14 protein-coding genes and 1 pseudogene are annotated in these 16418 nt (G+C 70.8%); 5 read left to right on the forward strand and 10 right to left on the reverse strand.

Annotated elements, in window-relative coordinates:
* The first annotated feature begins 190 nt into the window (after positions 1-190).
* The 3 genes from ABB07_RS24685 to ABB07_RS24695 are packed head-to-tail and all read left to right on the forward strand — an operon-like array spanning position 191 to position 3320.
* Positions 191-1342, forward strand: coding sequence for a Gfo/Idh/MocA family protein (locus ABB07_RS24685; RefSeq protein ID WP_208900759.1), 1152 nt, complete (start codon positions 191-193; stop codon positions 1340-1342).
* On the forward strand, positions 1339-2490 hold the full coding sequence (locus ABB07_RS24690; protein ID WP_208900760.1) for a dihydrodipicolinate synthase family protein: 1152 nt from the start codon (positions 1339-1341) through the stop codon (positions 2488-2490). Before ABB07_RS24685 ends, ABB07_RS24690 begins: the two co-directional genes overlap by 4 nt.
* Complete coding sequence (locus ABB07_RS24695; protein ID WP_208900761.1) at positions 2487-3320, forward strand: sugar phosphate isomerase/epimerase family protein; 834 nt, start codon at positions 2487-2489, stop codon at positions 3318-3320. Before ABB07_RS24690 ends, ABB07_RS24695 begins: the two co-directional genes overlap by 4 nt.
* Positions 3321-3327: 7 nt before the next feature.
* Here the strand turns inward: ABB07_RS24695 and ABB07_RS42035 are convergent, their stop codons facing one another.
* The 6 genes and pseudogenes from ABB07_RS42035 to ABB07_RS24725 all read right to left on the reverse strand — a co-directional run bounded on the left by ABB07_RS42035 (position 3328) and on the right by ABB07_RS24725 (position 7175).
* A complete protein-coding gene (locus tag ABB07_RS42035; protein ID WP_208900762.1) occupies positions 3328-3693 on the reverse strand; it encodes a DUF397 domain-containing protein in 366 nt (121 codons plus the stop codon).
* A 121-nt stretch (positions 3694-3814) separates the two neighbouring features.
* Positions 3815-4177, reverse strand: a pseudogene (rbsD, locus tag ABB07_RS24705) (D-ribose pyranase); the annotation flags it as partial.
* A gap of 14 nt (positions 4178-4191) precedes the next feature.
* Positions 4192-5202, reverse strand: coding sequence for a ribokinase (locus ABB07_RS24710; protein WP_208900763.1), 1011 nt, complete (start codon positions 5200-5202; stop codon positions 4192-4194).
* Between the two features lie 121 nt (positions 5203-5323).
* Positions 5324-5713: a GNAT family N-acetyltransferase gene (locus tag ABB07_RS24715; protein ID WP_208900764.1), complete on the reverse strand. Its 390-nt coding sequence runs from the start codon at positions 5711-5713 to the stop codon at positions 5324-5326.
* Positions 5710-6267: an aminoacyl-tRNA deacylase gene (locus ABB07_RS24720; protein ID WP_208900765.1), complete on the reverse strand. Its 558-nt coding sequence runs from the start codon at positions 6265-6267 to the stop codon at positions 5710-5712. The genes ABB07_RS24715 and ABB07_RS24720 overlap by 4 nt, the downstream gene beginning before the upstream one ends.
* 203 nt (positions 6268-6470) lie before the next feature.
* Positions 6471-7175: a hypothetical protein gene (locus tag ABB07_RS24725; RefSeq protein ID WP_208900766.1), complete on the reverse strand. Its 705-nt coding sequence runs from the start codon at positions 7173-7175 to the stop codon at positions 6471-6473.
* 212 nt (positions 7176-7387) lie between these two features.
* On the opposite strand from ABB07_RS24725, the gene recD2 reads away from it, so the two are divergent.
* Both recD2 and ABB07_RS24735 read left to right on the forward strand, forming a co-directional pair.
* Entirely contained in the window at positions 7388-9652 is a 2265-nt protein-coding gene (gene recD2, locus ABB07_RS24730) for an SF1B family DNA helicase RecD2 (RefSeq protein ID WP_482268818.1), read from the forward strand.
* 240 nt (positions 9653-9892) lie between these two features.
* Positions 9893-11182 (forward strand): citrate synthase, encoded by a 1290-nt coding sequence (locus ABB07_RS24735; protein ID WP_208900767.1) that lies wholly within the window; start codon positions 9893-9895, stop codon positions 11180-11182.
* Between the two features lie 632 nt (positions 11183-11814).
* Here the strand turns inward: ABB07_RS24735 and ABB07_RS24740 are convergent.
* The 4 genes from ABB07_RS24740 to ABB07_RS24755 form a co-directional block, all read right to left on the reverse strand.
* Complete coding sequence (locus ABB07_RS24740; RefSeq protein WP_208900768.1) at positions 11815-14103, reverse strand: heavy metal translocating P-type ATPase; 2289 nt, start codon at positions 14101-14103, stop codon at positions 11815-11817.
* A 90-nt stretch (positions 14104-14193) separates the two neighbouring features.
* Positions 14194-14433 (reverse strand): heavy-metal-associated domain-containing protein, encoded by a 240-nt coding sequence (locus ABB07_RS24745; protein ID WP_208900769.1) that lies wholly within the window; start codon positions 14431-14433, stop codon positions 14194-14196.
* 86 nt (positions 14434-14519) lie between these two features.
* Positions 14520-15458 (reverse strand): PrsW family glutamic-type intramembrane protease, encoded by a 939-nt coding sequence (locus ABB07_RS24750; RefSeq protein ID WP_208900770.1) that lies wholly within the window; start codon positions 15456-15458, stop codon positions 14520-14522.
* Positions 15459-15535: 77 nt separating this feature from the next.
* Entirely contained in the window at positions 15536-16180 is a 645-nt protein-coding gene (locus ABB07_RS24755; protein ID WP_244189501.1) for a TetR/AcrR family transcriptional regulator, read from the reverse strand.
* Positions 16181-16418 lie beyond the last annotated feature (238 nt).

Here is a 16418-nt window from a genome sequence, read left to right on the forward strand (position 1 = left end):
GCCCTCGTAGACAGCCAGGCCTTGCTGCTGGTTCCGAGAATCTTTCGAGCAGACCTTAAAGCCATGGCCCCCGGTTGTTCGCCCCCTCGAACAACTCGAAGCGGACACGGTCTTGTCCGGACCACCGTCCAGAGGCTAGCTTCTCAATGATAGAAAGCGCTTGCTGCTGGTGTGGACAGAGGGGACTGTTGTGACACGCAAGACGGTGCGTATCGCCATGAACGGCGTGACCGGGCGCATGGGCTACCGCCAGCACCTCGTCCGGTCGATCCTCGCCCTGCGCGACCAGGGCGGCCTCGACCTGGGCGACGGCACCGTGCTGTGGCCGGAGCCGATCCTGCTCGGCCGCCGCGAGCACGCCCTGCGGGAGATCGCCGAACGGCACGGCCTGGAGCACGTCTCGACGGACGTCGACGCGGTCCTCGCGGACGACAGTGTCGACATCTACTTCGACTCCCAGGTCACCTCCGCCCGCGAGGAGGCCGTCAGGAAGGCGATCGCCGCCGGAAAGCACGTCTACACCGAGAAGCCGACGGCGACGGGCCTGGCGGGCGCCCTGGAACTGGCCCGCCTGGCACAGGAGAAGGGCGTCAAGCACGGCGTCGTCCAGGACAAGATCTTCCTGCCGGGCCTGCTGAAGCTGAAGCGGCTCGTCGACGGCGGCTTCTTCGGCCGGATCCTCTCCGTCCGGGGCGAGTTCGGCTACTGGGTGTTCGAGGGCGACTGGCAGCCCGCCCAGCGCCCCTCCTGGAACTACCGCGCCGAGGACGGCGGTGGCATCGTTGTCGACATGTTCCCGCACTGGGAATACGTCCTGCACGAACTGTTCGGCCGGGTGAAGTCCGTCCAGGCCCTCGCCACCACCCACGTCCCGCAGCGCTGGGACGAACAGGGCAAGCCCTACGACGCGACGGCGGACGACGCCGCCTACGGCATCTTCGAGCTGGAGGGCGGCACCATCGCCCAGATCAACTCCTCCTGGGCGGTCCGCGTCAACCGCGACGAGCTGGTGGAGTTCCAGGTGGACGGCACCGAGGGCTCCGCGGTGGCGGGCCTGCGCACCTGCCGCGTCCAGCACCGCTCGGCGACGCCCAAGCCGGTCTGGGACCCGGACGTCCCGGCCACCGAGGTCTTCCGCGACCAGTGGCAGGAGGTCCCGGACAACGGCGACTTCGACAACGGCTTCAAGGCCCAGTGGGAGCTGTTCCTCAAGCACGTCCACGCCGACACCCCGTACCACTGGGACCTGCTGGCCGGCGCCCGTGGCGTCCAGCTCGCCGAGCTGGGCCTGAGGTCCTCGGCCGAGGGCCGCCGCATCGACGTACCGGAGATCGCGCTGTGACCATCCGACTCCCCGACGGACAGGGCGAGTTGCGAACGTACGAGCCCCGCACCGAGCCGCTGCTCCTCTCCCCGGGCACCCCCTTCACCTCCCGTACGGTCTTCTCGGCGGCCCACGTCGTCGCCGACCCGTACGCCGACGTGTCCCCCGACTCGCCCGCCGCCGTCGACTGGGACGCCACCCTCGCCTTCCGCCGCCACCTGTGGTCCCACGGGCTCGGCGTCGCCGAGGCGATGGACACCGCCCAGCGCGGCATGGGCCTGGACTGGGCGGGCGCGGCCGAGCTGATCCGCCGGTCGGCGGCGGAGGCGCGCGGCGTGGGCGGCCGGATCGCCTGCGGGGTCGGCACCGACCAGATCACGGCCGGCACCGTGCCGGAGATCCGCGCGGCCTACGAGGAACAGCTCGCGGTGGCGGAGGAGTCGGGCGCCCAGGCCATCCTCATGGCGTCGCGCGCGCTCGCCTCCGCGGCGAAGGGCCCCGAGGACTACCTGGAGATCTACGGCCACCTCCTGCGCCAGTCCGCCGAGCCGGTGATCCTGCACTGGCTGGGCCCGATGTTCGACCCGGCACTGGCGGGCTACTGGGGCTCGGCCGACCTCGACGCGGCGACGGAGACGTTCCTCGAGGTCATCGCCGCCCACCCGGACAAGGTGGACGGCATCAAGGTGTCGTTGCTGGACGCGGGGCGGGAGATCGGGCTGCGCCGCCGGCTGCCGCGCGGGGTCCGCTGCTACACCGGCGACGACTTCAACTACCCGGAGCTGATCGCGGGCGACGACCAGGGCTTCAGCCACGCCCTGCTCGGCATCTTCGACCCCCTGGGCCCGCTGGCGGCCGAGGCGGTACGGGTGCTGGACACGGGGGACACGGCGGGCTTCCGGGAGCTGCTGGACCCGACCGTCGAGCTCTCCCGCCACCTCTTCCAGCCCCCCACCCGCTTCTACAAGACCGGCGTGGTCCTCCTGGCCTGGCTCGCGGGCCATCAGTCGCACTTCACCATGGTCGGCGGCCTGCAGTCGGCCCGCTCCCTGCCGCACCTGGCCCGCGCCTACGAACTCGCCGACCGCCTGGGCCTGTTCCCGGACCCGAAGCTGGCCGAGGAGCGCATGAAGACCCTTCTGTCGCTGTACGGGGTGGACCAATGACGACCGGTCTCGCGCGCTTCAGCATCAACCAGATGACGGTGAAGCAGCTGTCGTTGCCTGAACTTGTCGATGCCTGCGGCCAGTTGGGGGTGAGCCAGGCGGGCCTGTGGCGCGAGCCGGTCCAGGAGTACGGCCTGGAGGCGGCGGCGAAACTGGTGCGGGACGCGGGCCTGACGGTGACGACGCTGTGCCGGGGCGGCTTCTTCACGGCGATCGACCCGGAGGAGCGGGCGGCGGCACTGGCGGACAACCGGCGCGCGGTGGACGAAGCGGCCACCCTCGGCACCGACACCCTGGTCCTGGTCTCCGGTGGCCTCCCGCCCGGCAGCAAGGACCTGCGGGCGGCGCGCGAACGCATCGCCGACGCCCTGGCCGAGCTGGCGCCGTACGCCGAGGCGCACGGGGTCCGCCTGGCCATCGAGCCCCTGCACCCCATGTACGCCTCCGACCGCTGCGTGGTGTCCACGCTGGCCCAGGCCCTGGACCTCGCCGAACGCTTCCCGGCTCGCCAAGTGGGCGTCACGGTGGACACGTACCACATCTGGTGGGACGACCAGGCCCCCGCGCAGATCGCCCGGGCCGGGGCGGCCGGCCGTATCCACGCCTTCCAACTGGCCGACTGGACGACCCCGCTGCCGGAGGGCGTCCTGAACGGCCGCGCCCAGATCGGCGACGGCGCGATCGACATGCGCGAGTGGCGGAGTCACGTGGAGGCGGCCGGCTACACGGGCCCGATCGAGGTCGAACTGTTCAACGAGGGCCTGTGGGCACGCGACGGCCGGGAGGTACTGGCGGAGACGGCGGACCGTTTCCACAGGGCATTCCAGTAACCACGGCTCAATCCCGTGAACCCAGCTTCGATCCGACGCACCGGGCGGGCCGGGCTTCGCCGTGCCTGAGCTTGTACTCGCAGGGCTTGGTGTCCTTGCCGATCCGCCCGTCCCGGACGCCGGACACGAACAACTGCCGGCCGTCGGCCGCGAAGAGCAGGGCCGGCCCGGTCACGGCTTTGCTGTCGCGGACTGGGACGGTGGCGTGTCCGCGGGCGACTTCAAGGCACTCGCCTTGGCTGCCCCTGCGCGGCTGGGCGACCCCCGAGGCGTTCCGCGGCCTTCGGGGCTGACGGGATCGTCCTCCGCCGCCCGGAGAAAATCTTGCGAACGCGTGCAACCCTTCTGGCGATCCGGGTGTCGTATCTGTCATCAGAGCCCGGGAGGGGACCCGGGGGGGATTCACGGGGCTCTGGTACGGAGGGGAAAGCCGAGGGGGCGGCCCAGGTCGACGGGCCGGGGCCGCCCCCTCGAAACATCCCGGACGGGGCCTGGAAGAACACCCCGCACCGCGGCAGCACGTTCGCGTACGGCCGGGCCTCGCCCATGCGGACGACCAGCCGTGCGCTCGTCGACAGGTCCTTCAGGCGCTCGTGCGGGACCAGGGACAGCCCCGGGAAGTGGGCCTCCAGCAGGGCCCGGTTGCGGCCCCGCAGTTCCTCCGCCGCCGTGGCGCCCTCCACCACCAGCTCGGCCGGCAGCCCGTCCACGACCTCCGCGAACGACGGCACCCCGGCGCGGAACGCCAGGTCCACCACGCGCGGCCCGTCCGGGATCGGCATGCCCGCGTCGCACACCAGCACCCCGTCCCCGTGCCCCAGCCCGGCCGGCGCCCCGGAGAGGCGGCGGTTGAGGATCCCCGCCTTCTTCCCTACGAATCGCCTCGCCCCGACGCTCCGGGCGCCTGGTCCGGCCCCCGGCCGGGAGTCCGGCGCGCGGCGGAGCCGCTGTCGGATGCCGCGTCCCCCGGGACAGCACGGCACAGCGCCTCGACCTGCTCCGCCGTCGGATACGACTCCTGCGCGCCCCGCTTCGTCACGGCCGCCGCGCCCACCCGGGCCGCATGGGCCGCCGCCTCGGCCAGAGAGGATCCGGTGCCCAGCCGCCAGGCCAGCGCGGCCGTGAACGCGTCCCCGGCACCCGTCGTGTCCACCGCGTCCACCTTCACTGGCGCCACCCGCGTCACACCGGAGGAGTCGCACACCAGCGCCCCCTCCGCGCCCAGCGTCACCACCACCGAGCGCGGCCCCTTGGCCAGCAGCAGCCGCGCCCAGTCCGCCGGGTCCTCGCTCACACAGGCCCCGCCGAGGATCACCCGGGCCTCGTGCTCGTTGACGATCAGCGGGTCGCAGGCCGCGAGCACCTCCGTGGGCAGCGGCCGGGGCGGGGAGGGGTTCAGCACGAAGCGGTTGTCCGGGGACAGGTTCCGTACGACCTCCACGACCGTCTCCAGCGGGATCTCCAGCTGCGCCGACACCACCCGCGAGGCGAGGAACAGGCTGATGGCCGCCCGGACGTCCGCCGGGGTGAGCCGGGCGTTGGCGCCCGGCGACACCACGATGCTGTTGTCGCCGGAGGGGTCCACGGTGATCAGCGCGACGCCCGTCGGCGCCCCGCCCACCAGCACGCCGACCGTGTCGACGCCCGCCGCGTGCAGGGAGTCCAGCAGGAGCCGGCCGTGACCGTCGTCGCCGACCCGGGCCAGCAGGGCCGTGTCCGCGCCGAGCCGGGCGGCGGCGACGGCCTGGTTGGCGCCCTTGCCGCCCGGGTGGACGGCCAGGTCGCCGCCGAGCACCGTCTCACCGGCGGCCGGTCGCCGCTCGACGTCGATCACCAGGTCGGCATTGGCCGAACCCACGACCAACAGGTCGTAGTCATACATCAGTTGACTCCCCTGACTCCCTGAGAGACGACCCCGGGCGGGCGGCCGCCACCATGGTGACCCATACCGGGTGTCCCCTGGGTGTCCATGGTGGACGACCGCCCGCCCACGTCGCCCGTCGTCAGCCGCTGAAGCCGGCCACGTTGTCCTTCGTGACCACCTTCACCGGTACCTTTACCGGTACGTTCACCGTCGCTTCCACCTTCTTGCGGATGAGCGCGGAACCCGTACCGCGCCCCTGCAAGGGCGCGTCGACGGCGAGTTCCAGCACCTCCAGGACGGTCCGGCCGGCGAAAAGGGTGGGCAGGCGCAGCCCTAGGACGTACCCGACCACACGCACCTTCTGTTGGGCGACCAGGAACTCGGCACCGCCGCTCGCGGCGGCATCGAGAACACGAGGAAAGGTGACGCGGTCGAAGAGGCCACGCTCGGGCCGGTAGCTGGTCACGAACCCGCTGAGGAGCCGGTAGACGTCATCGGCGTCGGCGGGGACGGCGGCGCGGATGTTCACGCGCGCTCGACGGCGGGCGCGCCGCTGGACTCGCCGCTAGGCCCGTCGCTGGGCTTGACCCTGGACACGTCCCTGGACACGTCCCCGATCGGCGCCGTGACGGCAGCCGGGACGGCCGCGACGAGCGCCCCGGCGTCGATCTCGACACTCCGGTCGGCCCGCCCGCTGCCGCAGTACACACGCCCCAGACCGCTTACGGCCGCATCGAACACGACCAGCACGCCCGCCTCCGTCGACACGGGACACACCCCACCGGGCCGCATGCCGGCCCGCGCCAGCCGCCCGGCGTCGGCGGGGACCAGGTCAGCACGGCGCATCCCGGCGGCCCGGGCCAGTGGCCCGTACCGCAGCCGCGCATGACCGGGCAGCGCCGCCAGCAGCAGCCGGTCCTCCGGGGTGACGAAGGCCAGGGTCTTCACGGTCCGCTCCAGCGGAACGCCCAGCGCGGCACACACCTCGACGGGTTCCACCACACCGGGATGCTCATACAGCCGGAAGGAGACGCCGAGCGCGGTGAGCACGTCCGGCGGCTCCATGGGTGCGGGATCGCTCACCGGACCAAGATTACCGGGCAGGCGGGGCAAGGGAGTTGACTGTGCGTGGGTCGATGCGGTGGGGGGAGTCTTCGTGGGCGGGCGGGCTCCCCGGTGCCCCGCTGGTGCCCTCCGGGGTCCTGGGCGGGCCCGGCTCGTGCCCACCGGGTGCTCCACGCGCCTGACCTGCCACAGGGGAGGTGATTGGCCTCCGGTGCTTCGTCTCAGCCGGTGATCGCGTCCAGGATCGGCCGGACTGCCTCGAACCCGGTGGCGGCCACGCTGGCGATCCCGCGCACGCGCTCCAGGATCAGGGGAAGGCGGGACTCATCCGCTGTTTGCAGATCTGCGGCCGCCTGCTCGGCCGCTTCGCGCAGCTGCGGCTGCACGGTCGTGTTCCGAGACACGGTGACCAGCGCGGTGACGAGCTGGGCAAGCAGCGGACTTGGATCAGCGCCGAAGTGGGCATTCACATGACTGGCTTGGTTCTGGTCACCGATCTGGATGACGCCTGCCTGGTAGTTCCTGACCGTTCGAGGCTCTTCAGCCGCAGCCATCAAGCGCTCCATTCTCGCTTCTTCAATTCCTTTGGGGGAAAGCCGCATCCTGAAACCGCCGCCACGCTGAATCCGCGGATTCGGCGTGGCGACGATGCCGGACTTGAACAGGATCCGGTACGTGGCGAGGAACCAGTGTCCTGGGTAGTAGGGCTGTTCCTCCAGGTAGTCGGTCATGTCGACCCACTTGTCCGACGCCCCGGCACGCTCGAACAACTCGCGGCGCATGCCGTCCGCGAACTCCTGCAACTGGACCGCGGAGAAGTGCTTGCCCTTTTTGAACCTGTGACGCGCGTACAAACCAGCACTTGATCCGAGCAGGACCGCCAGGGCCAGCTCCAGTAAGTCATTCACGTCCACACTCACGCCCATGAGTCATGCACCACCGTGGCAGCCTGGACGCTCCAACGCCTGGTCGTTGGTTCCCTGTCCGGCCTCCAGGACCGGAGTCATCTCAGAGTCCCAGTGGTCCTGCTCGCAGGGGCGTTCCCCCTGCGGATCACTTCGGACGATCACGGCCTGCTCTGTCAGTGGCGGGCGGTAGCCTCGCAGGCATCGCAGACGCCGGAAGGGCAGGTGGGACCGTGTCAGGCAGGGGAGATGACTCCGGGCAGAGCAGCCGCCAAGGCGTTTGTGAAATCAGTGGTGTCCTGGAACGGATCACGTACGCCAACGAGGAGAACGGATACACCGTCGCCCGGGTGGACACCGGCAGGGGCGGCGGTGACCTGCTCACGGTCGTCGGTGCGCTGCTCGGTGCCCAGGTCGGGGAGTCCCTGCGGATGGAGGGGCGCTGGGGGTCCCATCCCCAGTACGGCAAGCAGTTCCACGTCGAGAACTACACGACCGTCCTGCCCGCCACCGTCCAGGGCATCCGGCGTTACCTCGGTTCCGGTCTCGTCAAGGGCATCGGACCGGTGTTCGCCGACCGGATCACCCAGCACTTCGGGCTGGACACCCTCCGGATCATCGAGGAGGAACCGAAGCGGCTGATCGAGGTGCCGGGGCTCGGGCCGAAGCGGACCAAGAAGATCGCCGAGGCCTGGGAGGAGCAGAAGGCGATCAAGGAGGTCATGCTCTTCCTGCAGACGGTCGAGGTGTCCACGTCCATCGCCGTGCGCATCTACAAGAAGTACGGCGACGCGTCGATCCAGGTCGTCAAGGAGCAGCCGTACCGCCTGGCCGCCGACGTCTGGGGCATCGGCTTCCTCACCGCCGACAAGATCGCCCAGTCCGTCGGCATCCCGCACGACAGCCCGGAGCGGGTGAAAGCCGGGCTGCAGTACGCCTTGTCCCAGTCCGCCGACCAGGGCCACTGCTTCCTCCCCGAGGAGCAGCTGATCTCCGACGCGGTGAAGCTGCTCGCCGTCGACACCGGGCTTGTCATCGAGTGCCTCGCCGAGCTGGCCCAGCCACCGGAGGACGACGGCGACCCCGGTGTCGTACGGGAGAAGGTGCCCGGGCCGGACGGGGACGCCTCCGAACCCGTCACCGCCGTCTACCTGGTGCCCTTCCACCGTGCCGAGCTCTCCCTCTCCGCCCAGCTCCTCCGCCTCCTGCGCACGGACCAGGACCGGATGCCGGGGTTCCAGGACGTGGCGTGGGACAAGGCCCTGGGCTGGCTGAAAGGCCGTACCGGCGCCGAGCTCGCCCCGGAGCAGGAGGCCGCCGTCAAGCTCGCGCTCACCGAGAAGGTCGCCGTGCTCACCGGCGGACCCGGCTGCGGCAAGTCCTTCACCGTCCGCTCGATCGTGGAGCTGGCCCGGGCCAAGCGTGCCAAGGTGCTGCTCGCCGCGCCCACCGGGCGTGCCGCCAAGCGCCTGTCCGAGCTGACCGGCGCCGAGGCCTCCACCGTCCACCGGCTGCTGGAGCTGAAGCCCGGCGGGGACGCCGCCTATGACCGGGACCGGCCGCTCGACGCCGATCTGGTCGTGGTCGACGAGGCCTCCATGCTCGATCTGCTGCTCGCCAACAAACTGGTCAAAGCCGTGCCGCCCGGCGCCCATCTGCTCTTCGTCGGTGACGTCGACCAACTGCCCAGCGTCGGTGCCGGCGAGGTCCTGCGCGACCTGCTCGCCGACGGCAGTCCCCTCCCCGCCGTCCGGCTCACCCGGGTCTTCCGGCAGGCCCAGCAGTCCGGCGTGGTCACCAACGCACACCGGATCAACGCGGGGCAGCATCCGCTCACCGACGGGATGAAGGACTTCTTCCTCTTCGTCGAGGACGACACGGAGGAGGCCGGGCGGCTCACCGTGGACGTGGCCGCCCGGCGGATTCCGGCCAGGTTCGGGCTCGATCCGCGCCGGGACGTGCAGGTACTGGCCCCCATGCACCGGGGGCCGGCCGGGGCCGGGGTGCTGAACGGGCTGCTCCAGCAGGCCATCACGCCCGGCCGGCCCGATCTGCCCGAGAAGCGGTTCGGCGGCCGGGTCTTCCGTGTCGGCGACAAGGTCACCCAGATTCGCAACAATTACGAGAAAGGGAAGAACGGTGTCTTCAACGGCACCGTGGGTGTCGTCACCTCGCTCGATCCGGTCGACCAGCGGCTCACGGTGCTGACGGACGAGGACGAGGAGGTTCCGTACGAGTTCGACGAACTGGACGAACTGGCCCATGCGTACGCGGTGACCATCCACCGCTCGCAGGGCAGTGAATATCCCGCTGTGGTGATTCCCGTCACGACCGGGGCATGGATGATGCTGCAGCGGAACCTGCTGTACACGGCGGTGACACGGGCCAAACGGCTGGTCGTCCTCGTCGGTTCACGCAAGGCGATCGGACAGGCGGTGCGCACGGTGTCCGCGGGACGGCGCTGCACGGCACTGGACTTCCGGCTGCACGGCTCCTGACCTGCTGCTGAGCAGGTGCTGGGACCCGCATCACAAAAAATGATCGATCAAATGAGTCGTGAAGGTCACAGAGCACTTCCAGATGCCGTTCGGAGGGGGCAGGATGAGCAGGTTGGCGGCACTGAGTGCCGCCAATAGGCCCAATGGTCGACCCCGAGTGCACTCTCCTGAGCCAAATGGGGGATGGTAGAGACAGTCAGGGCACCTCGAAGATGAGGCACTACGTCGGTGAGGGAAGACGTGAGCGACAACTCTGTAGTACTGCGGTACGGCGACGGCGAGTACACCTACCCGGTGGTCGACAGCACCGTCGGCGACAAGGGCTTCGACATCGGGAAGCTCCGCGCCCAGACCGGGCTGGTGACCCTGGACAGCGGGTACGGCAACACGGCCGCCTATAAATCCGCGGTCACCTACCTCGACGGCGAGGCGGGCATCCTCCGCTACCGCGGCTACCCCATCGAGCAGCTGGCGGAGCGCTCCACCTTCCTCGAGGTGGCGTACCTGCTGATCAACGGTGAGCTGCCCACCGTCGACGAGCTCTCGACGTTCAAGAACGACATCACGCGGCACACCCTGCTGCACGAGGACGTCAAGAACTTCTACAAGGGCTTCCCGCGCGACGCCCACCCGATGGCCATGCTGTCCTCGGTCGTCTCGGCGCTGTCCACCTTCTACCAGGACAGCCACAACCCGTTCGACGAGAAGCAGCGCGACCTCTCCACGATCCGGCTGCTCGCCAAGCTGCCGACGATCGCGGCGTACGCGTACAAGAAGTCGATCGGCCACCCGTTCGTCTACCCGCGCAACGACCTCGGCTACGTCGAGAACTTCCTGCGCATGACCTTCTCGGTCCCGGCGCAGGAGTTCGAGCTGGACCCGGTCGTCGTCGCCGCGCTGGACAAGCTGCTGATCCTGCACGCCGACCACGAGCAGAACTGTTCGACCTCGACGGTCCGCCTGGTCGGCTCCTCGCAGGCCAACATGTTCGCGTCGATCTCGGCCGGCATCAGCGCCCTGTGGGGCCCGCTGCACGGCGGCGCCAACCAGTCCGTGCTGGAGATGCTCGAGGGCATCCGCGACTCCGGCTCCGACGTCGACACCTTCATCCGCAAGGTGAAGAACAAGGAGGACGGCGTCCGTCTGATGGGCTTCGGCCACCGGGTCTACAAGAACTTCGACCCCCGCGCCAAGATCATCAAGGCCGCCGCGCACGACGTGCTCTCCGCGCTGGGCAAGGAGGACGAGCTCCTCGACATCGCCCTGAAGCTGGAGGAGCACGCGCTGTCCGACGACTACTTCGTCGAGCGCAAGCTGTACCCGAACGTGGACTTCTACACCGGTCTGATCTACCGGGCCATGGGCTTCCCGACCGAGATGTTCACGGTCCTGTTCGCCCTCGGCCGGCTGCCGGGCTGGATCGCCCAGTGGACCGAGATGATCAAGGAGCCCGGCTCCCGCATCGGCCGCCCGCGCCAGATCTACACGGGCGTGGAGCTGCGTGACTTCGTCCCGGTCGAGGAGCGCTGACACCTGCCGGTGGAGGGGCGCCGCTTCGCTGGTGCCCCTCGCTGCGGGAGAAGGCCGGCGGCGCCGTCGTAGCCGTGGACGCACAGCAGACACACAAGCGGAAGGCGCCCTGGCGCCGGTCCCCCCACGGGCCGACGACCAGGGCGCCTTCCCATGTCCCGGTGCGGATTCCCCCCACGGGATCCGGCCGGGCGCTCGGAGAGGACAGCGCCTGAATCGCTGTCGTTGAGCAGAATGAGCAAAACTCGTCCTGCTCCAGTGACACGTCTGCGATCTGCCGGGACACCACACGCTGGGAGGGCCGCTCAAAGCTTCCCGGCGCGCGTGCCCCGGCAACGCATCTCTGAGGAAGTCCCCCAAGACATCCCCAGATGCCAGCCGGCGCCCCCCAAGACGCTGGTCTGACATCGCCAACTTAGACCTTCGAACCCCTTCGATGGTTACGTTCGCATCACTGTGATCTGCGTCTCTTGCATATGTCCTTTAGGTGCGCAAGAGCCCCGATACAGCGATCGGGGTCCAAGCGTAAGGATGACGCGCGAGCCTTGTGAAGAGCTTATGTGAGGCTCGCGCCGGACTCTAGAGGGTCTCTTACTTCAGCTGCGGCGAACCGCCGGTAACCTCCTGGGACTTCAGCGGAAGCGGCGCAGCCGCAGGCTGTTGGTCACCACGAAGACCGAGGAGAAGGCCATCGCGGCGCCGGCGATCATCGGGTTGAGCAGTCCCGCGGCGGCCAGCGGCAGCGCGGCCACGTTGTAGCCGAAGGCCCACACCAGGTTGCCCTTGATGGTGGCCAGCGTCCGCCGGGACAGCCGGATGGCGTCGGCCGCGACCCGCAGGTCCCCGCGGACCAGGGTCAGGTCGCCGGCCTCGATCGCCGCGTCCGTGCCGGTGCCCATGGCGAGGCCCAGGTCGGCGGTGGCCAGCGCGGCCGCGTCGTTCACGCCGTCGCCGACCATCGCCACGGTCCGCCCCTCGCGCTGCAGCCGTCGTACGACGTCCACCTTGTCCTCGGGCAGCACCTCGGCGAACACGTCCGAGGGCTCGATGCCGATCCTCCGCGCGACCGCCTCGGCGACCGTGCGGTTGTCCCCGGTGAGCAGCACCGGCCTGAGGCCCAGCGCACGCAGTTCGCGCACCGCCTCGGCGCTGGTCTCCTTGACCGCGTCGGCGACGGCGAGAACCCCGCGCGCCCGTCCGTCCCAGCCGGCCACCACGGCCGTACGGCCCTCCCGCTCGGCCTCGGCCGCCAGGCGGGCCAGGTCCTCGGGGAGATCGTCGTAGAGGCGCCCCACGGCCACCTCGCAGCCGTCCACGCGCCCCCGTACGCCCCGCCCGGGGACGTTCTCGAAGTGCTCGACCGGCGGCAGGGCGCCGGATCGCTCTTCGGCTCCGGCGGCGATCGCGCGGGCGACGGGGTGCTCGGAGGCGTGCTCCAGGGCGCCGGCGAGCCGCAGCAGCTCCTTCTCGTCCTCGCCGTCGGCGACGTACACCGCCTGGAGGGTCATCCGGCCGGTGGTGACGGTGCCGGTCTTGTCGAGGACGACGGTGTCGACGCGGCGGGTGGACTCCAGCACCTCGGGGCCCTTGATCAGGATGCCGAGCTGGGCGCCGCGCCCGGTGCCGACCATCAGCGCGGTCGGCGTGGCCAGGCCCAGCGCGCAGGGGCAGGCGATGATCAGGACGGCGACGGCGGCGGTGAACGCGGCGACCGTGTCGCCGGTGACGGCCAGCCAGACGCCGAAGGTGCCCAGCGCGACGAGGATGACGGCGGGCACGAACACCGCGGAGATCCGGTCGGCGAGCCGCTGCACCTCGGCCTTGCCGTTCTGCGCGTCCTCCACCAGCCTCGCCATCCGGGCCAGCTGGGTGTCGGCGCCGACCCGGGTCGCCTCGACGACGAGCCGGCCGCCCGCGTTGACCGTGGCGCCGGTGACCCGGTCGCCCGGGCCGACGTCCACCGGCACCGACTCGCCGGTCAGCATGGCCGCGTCCACCGCGGAGACGCCCTCGATCACCGTGCCGTCGGTGGCGATCTTCTCGCCGGGCCGTACGACGAACCGGTCGCCGACGGCCAGGTCCGCCACCGGAACCCGCACCTCACGCCCGTCCCGCAGCACCGCCACGTCCTTGGCGCCCAGCTCCATCAGTGCCCGCAGGGCCGCGCCCGCGCGCCGCTTGGAGCGGGCCTCCAGATAGCGGCCGAGCAGGATCAGCGCGACGACTCCGGCGGCGACCTCCAGGTAGATGGTGGAGGCGCCGTCCATCCGCGCCGTTGCATCAGTCGCTGCCGCTCCGGGGGTGAGGCGGAACTCGTCGTGCATCCCGGGCGCGCCCGCGGTACCGAAGAACAGGGCCCACAGCGACCAGCCGAACGCGGCCAGCGTGCCGACCGAGACCAGGGTGTCCATGGTGGCGGCGCCGTGCCGCAGGTTGGTCCAGGCGGCCCGGTGGAAGGGGGCACCGCCCCAGACGACGACCGGCGCGGCGAGCGTCAGGGAGAGCCACTGCCAGGCGTCGAACTGCAGCGCGGGGACCATCGCGAGCAGCACCACGGGCGCGGCGAGCAGCGCGGAGACGAGCAGGCGGTGCCGCAGGGCGCCGAGTTCGGCATCGTGCCCGCCGGCCCGCTCGGAGGCCTCTGTGGACGCCTCCGGTGCGGGCTCCGGCGGTGCCGGCTCCTCGGCGGTGTAGCCGGTCCTCTCCACGGTGGCGATCAGGTCGGCGACCCGGACGCCCGCGCCGTACGTGACCTTCGCCTTCTCGGTGGCGAAGTTGACGGTGGCGCTGACGCCCTCCATGCGGTTGAGCTTCCGCTCCACGCGGGCGGCGCACGAGGCGCAGGTCATCCCGCCGATGAGCAGCTCTACGCCGGAGGTCTCGCCAGGGGTTATGGCCGTCTCTGCGGTGGTGCTGGTCATGTCCGGACTCCAGACATCGGACCGGACCGTACGGAGCCAGTATCAGCTGGTCGGCACGGCCGGTCGGGGAATGAGGGAGTGAGGGAACGTTCAGGCCCGGCCGGCCAGCTCGAAGCCGGCCTCGTCCACGGCGGCGCGCACGGCCTCGTCGTCCAGCGGGGCCGCGGAGACCACGGTCACCTCGCCGGTGGACGCGACGGCCTTCACCGAGCTGACGCCGGGGAGCTGGGAGATCTCGCCGGAGACGGAGCCTTCGCAGTGGCCGCAGCTCATGCCGGTCACCTTGTAGACGGTGGTGACGGAGCCCGGGGTGTCGGTGTGGGCGGTCATGTCGTTACTCCTCGTCGAGGCGGGTGGGGCCGATGGGGCCCGCGAGCGAACCCCACGCTTCTCACACTATACCCCTAGGGGGTACCTCACCAAGGGGGGTCCCGGCGCGCCAGCGACCGCATCCACCCGACCCCGGCCAGCGACACCAACGCCAGTCCGCCGACCGAGAACAGCGTGAACAGGTGCTCCTGTGCGGCGCTCGGCCTGACGAGGTACCCCGGCGAGAACAGCCGGCCCGCCGGTCCGGTGCCGGTCAGCCGGGCGACCACCCAGAGCGCGACGCCGTGCGTGGAGTCCCACAGTGCGTGCAGCAGGGACACGCCCAGCCAGGTGCCGGCGACCGGCGCCGAGAAGCGGAAGCAACCGTTCAGGCGGCGCCGGGACAGCAGCACGCCACCGGCGATCGCGGTCCACAGCCCGTGCCCGCAGGGGGCGAGCAGTCCGCGCAGGATCTCCGTCTCCAGGAGGGTCCGCAGGTCGATGCCCTGGGTGGAGACGGCCGCGTCGACGGCGTACCCGGCACTCTCCAGGGCGGCGAAGCCGAAGCCGACGGCCGCGCCGAGCACCAGCCCGGCGCGCAGTCCGCGCACGGCCGGCTGCCGGCGCAGGGCGAACACCAGCGCCCCGAGCTTGGCGGCCTCCTCGACCAGGCCGACGCCGACGACCACCGCCGGTGAGGAGCCCAGCGGATACGACCCCGCGGGCGAGGCGCCGAGCACGCCGAGGGTCCCGCCGGCCAGGAAACAGCCGAGGATCGCGCTGACCCCGAGGTCACGGCCGTGCCGCTCGTACGCCCACAGCACGAAGGCCACCGGTACCAGAAAGCTGCCGAGCAGGATCAGCGTCGGCAGCAGCACGCTGCTGCGCGTCTCGTACGTGACCCACGCGGTCAGCACCCACAGGGCGAGCCCCCCGCCCAGACAGCGCCGCCACAGGCCCGCGGAGATACGGGGGTACGGCGGTGGCGGCTGCTGCGGGCCGGGGATGCGGGCCCTGGGTGTGCCGGGAGGCGGGGAGTGGCTCAAGGGAGTCCCCTCGGACAGCGGCTGGGCGATTCATCCGCACTCTAGGCAGATGCGCCCAGGGCCGCAGTCCGGGCGGATCACCCGCGGCCGAGCCGGTCGCCCACCAGGGGGTGCAGGTAGCGGACCAGGACGTTCTTGATCTCCTGGACATAGGCCGCGCGTTCGGCGCCCTCGTGGGCGAGGACCAGTTCCAGGCCGGCCTTGTAGACGCCGAGGCAGATGTGCGCCGTGCGGGTGACGTCGGCCGGGGCGGCACCGGGCATGAGGGAGCCGAGCAGGTCCTCGATCCGGCCGATCAGCGTGGTGTGCAGCTGGTCGTGGGTCTCGGCCATCCGGCCCGGGATGTCGGGGCCGTGCATCAGCGCGAAGAACACCGGGTGCTCGGTGTTGAAGGCCATGAACCGGTCGATGGCGGCACCGATGGCCTCCTCCAGCGGGGTCGCGGGGTCGACGGGGGCCAGCGCCTCGCCGTAGGTATCCCGCATCTCGTGGACGAGCCGGTCGCCCAGCTCGATCGCGATCGCCTCCTTGTTCGGGAAGAACTGGTAGAGCGTGCCCGGCGAGACGCCGGCCTCGCGGGCGATGGCGTTGGTGCTGGCGGCGGTGTAGCCGGTGGTGCAGAAGACCCGGGCGGCCGCCTCCAGCAGCTGGGCGATACGGCGCTCCCCGCGGGCCTGCCGGCGACGCGGCTGCTCCTTCTGTGTCTGCGGGTGGTCGGGCACGCGGTATCCCCAGCTCTCCGAACGTGATTGACAAACACGAGTGGTCGCTCGCATTCTTGAGAAACGCGAGCGATGTCTCGTGTTTGCCAGTCTATGGCCAATGAGCGACCCATGCTCCCTGCTTGCACGGCCATGGGTCACGGTGGAGGGGACACCGCACGATGACCGAAGTCAACACGCCACCGCGGACGGGGAAGGGGGCGCCCGGGGAAGCCCCGGGGGGAGCCCCTGGGGAAGC

Source organism: Streptomyces incarnatus, from assembly GCF_001027185.1.
Classification (GTDB): domain Bacteria; phylum Actinomycetota; class Actinomycetes; order Streptomycetales; family Streptomycetaceae; genus Streptomyces; species Streptomyces puniciscabiei.

What these genes read in the sequence shown, in the direction of transcription:
- ABB07_RS24725 (WP_208900766.1), bottom strand. Translation starts at nt 7,175, where the DNA reads ATGGGCGTGAGTGTGGACGTGAATGACTTACTGGAGCTGGCCCTGGCG.
- ABB07_RS24745 (WP_208900769.1), bottom strand. Translation starts at nt 14,433, where the DNA reads ATGACCGCCCACACCGACACCCCGGGCTCCGTCACCACCGTCTACAAG.
- ABB07_RS42035 (WP_208900762.1), bottom strand. Translation starts at nt 3,693, where the DNA reads ATGACAGATACGACACCCGGATCGCCAGAAGGGTTGCACGCGTTCGCA.
- ABB07_RS24695 (WP_208900761.1), top strand. Translation starts at nt 2,487, where the DNA reads ATGACGACCGGTCTCGCGCGCTTCAGCATCAACCAGATGACGGTGAAG.
- ABB07_RS24740 (WP_208900768.1), bottom strand. Translation starts at nt 14,103, where the DNA reads ATGACCAGCACCACCGCAGAGACGGCCATAACCCCTGGCGAGACCTCC.
- ABB07_RS24710 (WP_208900763.1), bottom strand. Translation starts at nt 5,202, where the DNA reads ATGTATGACTACGACCTGTTGGTCGTGGGTTCGGCCAATGCCGACCTG.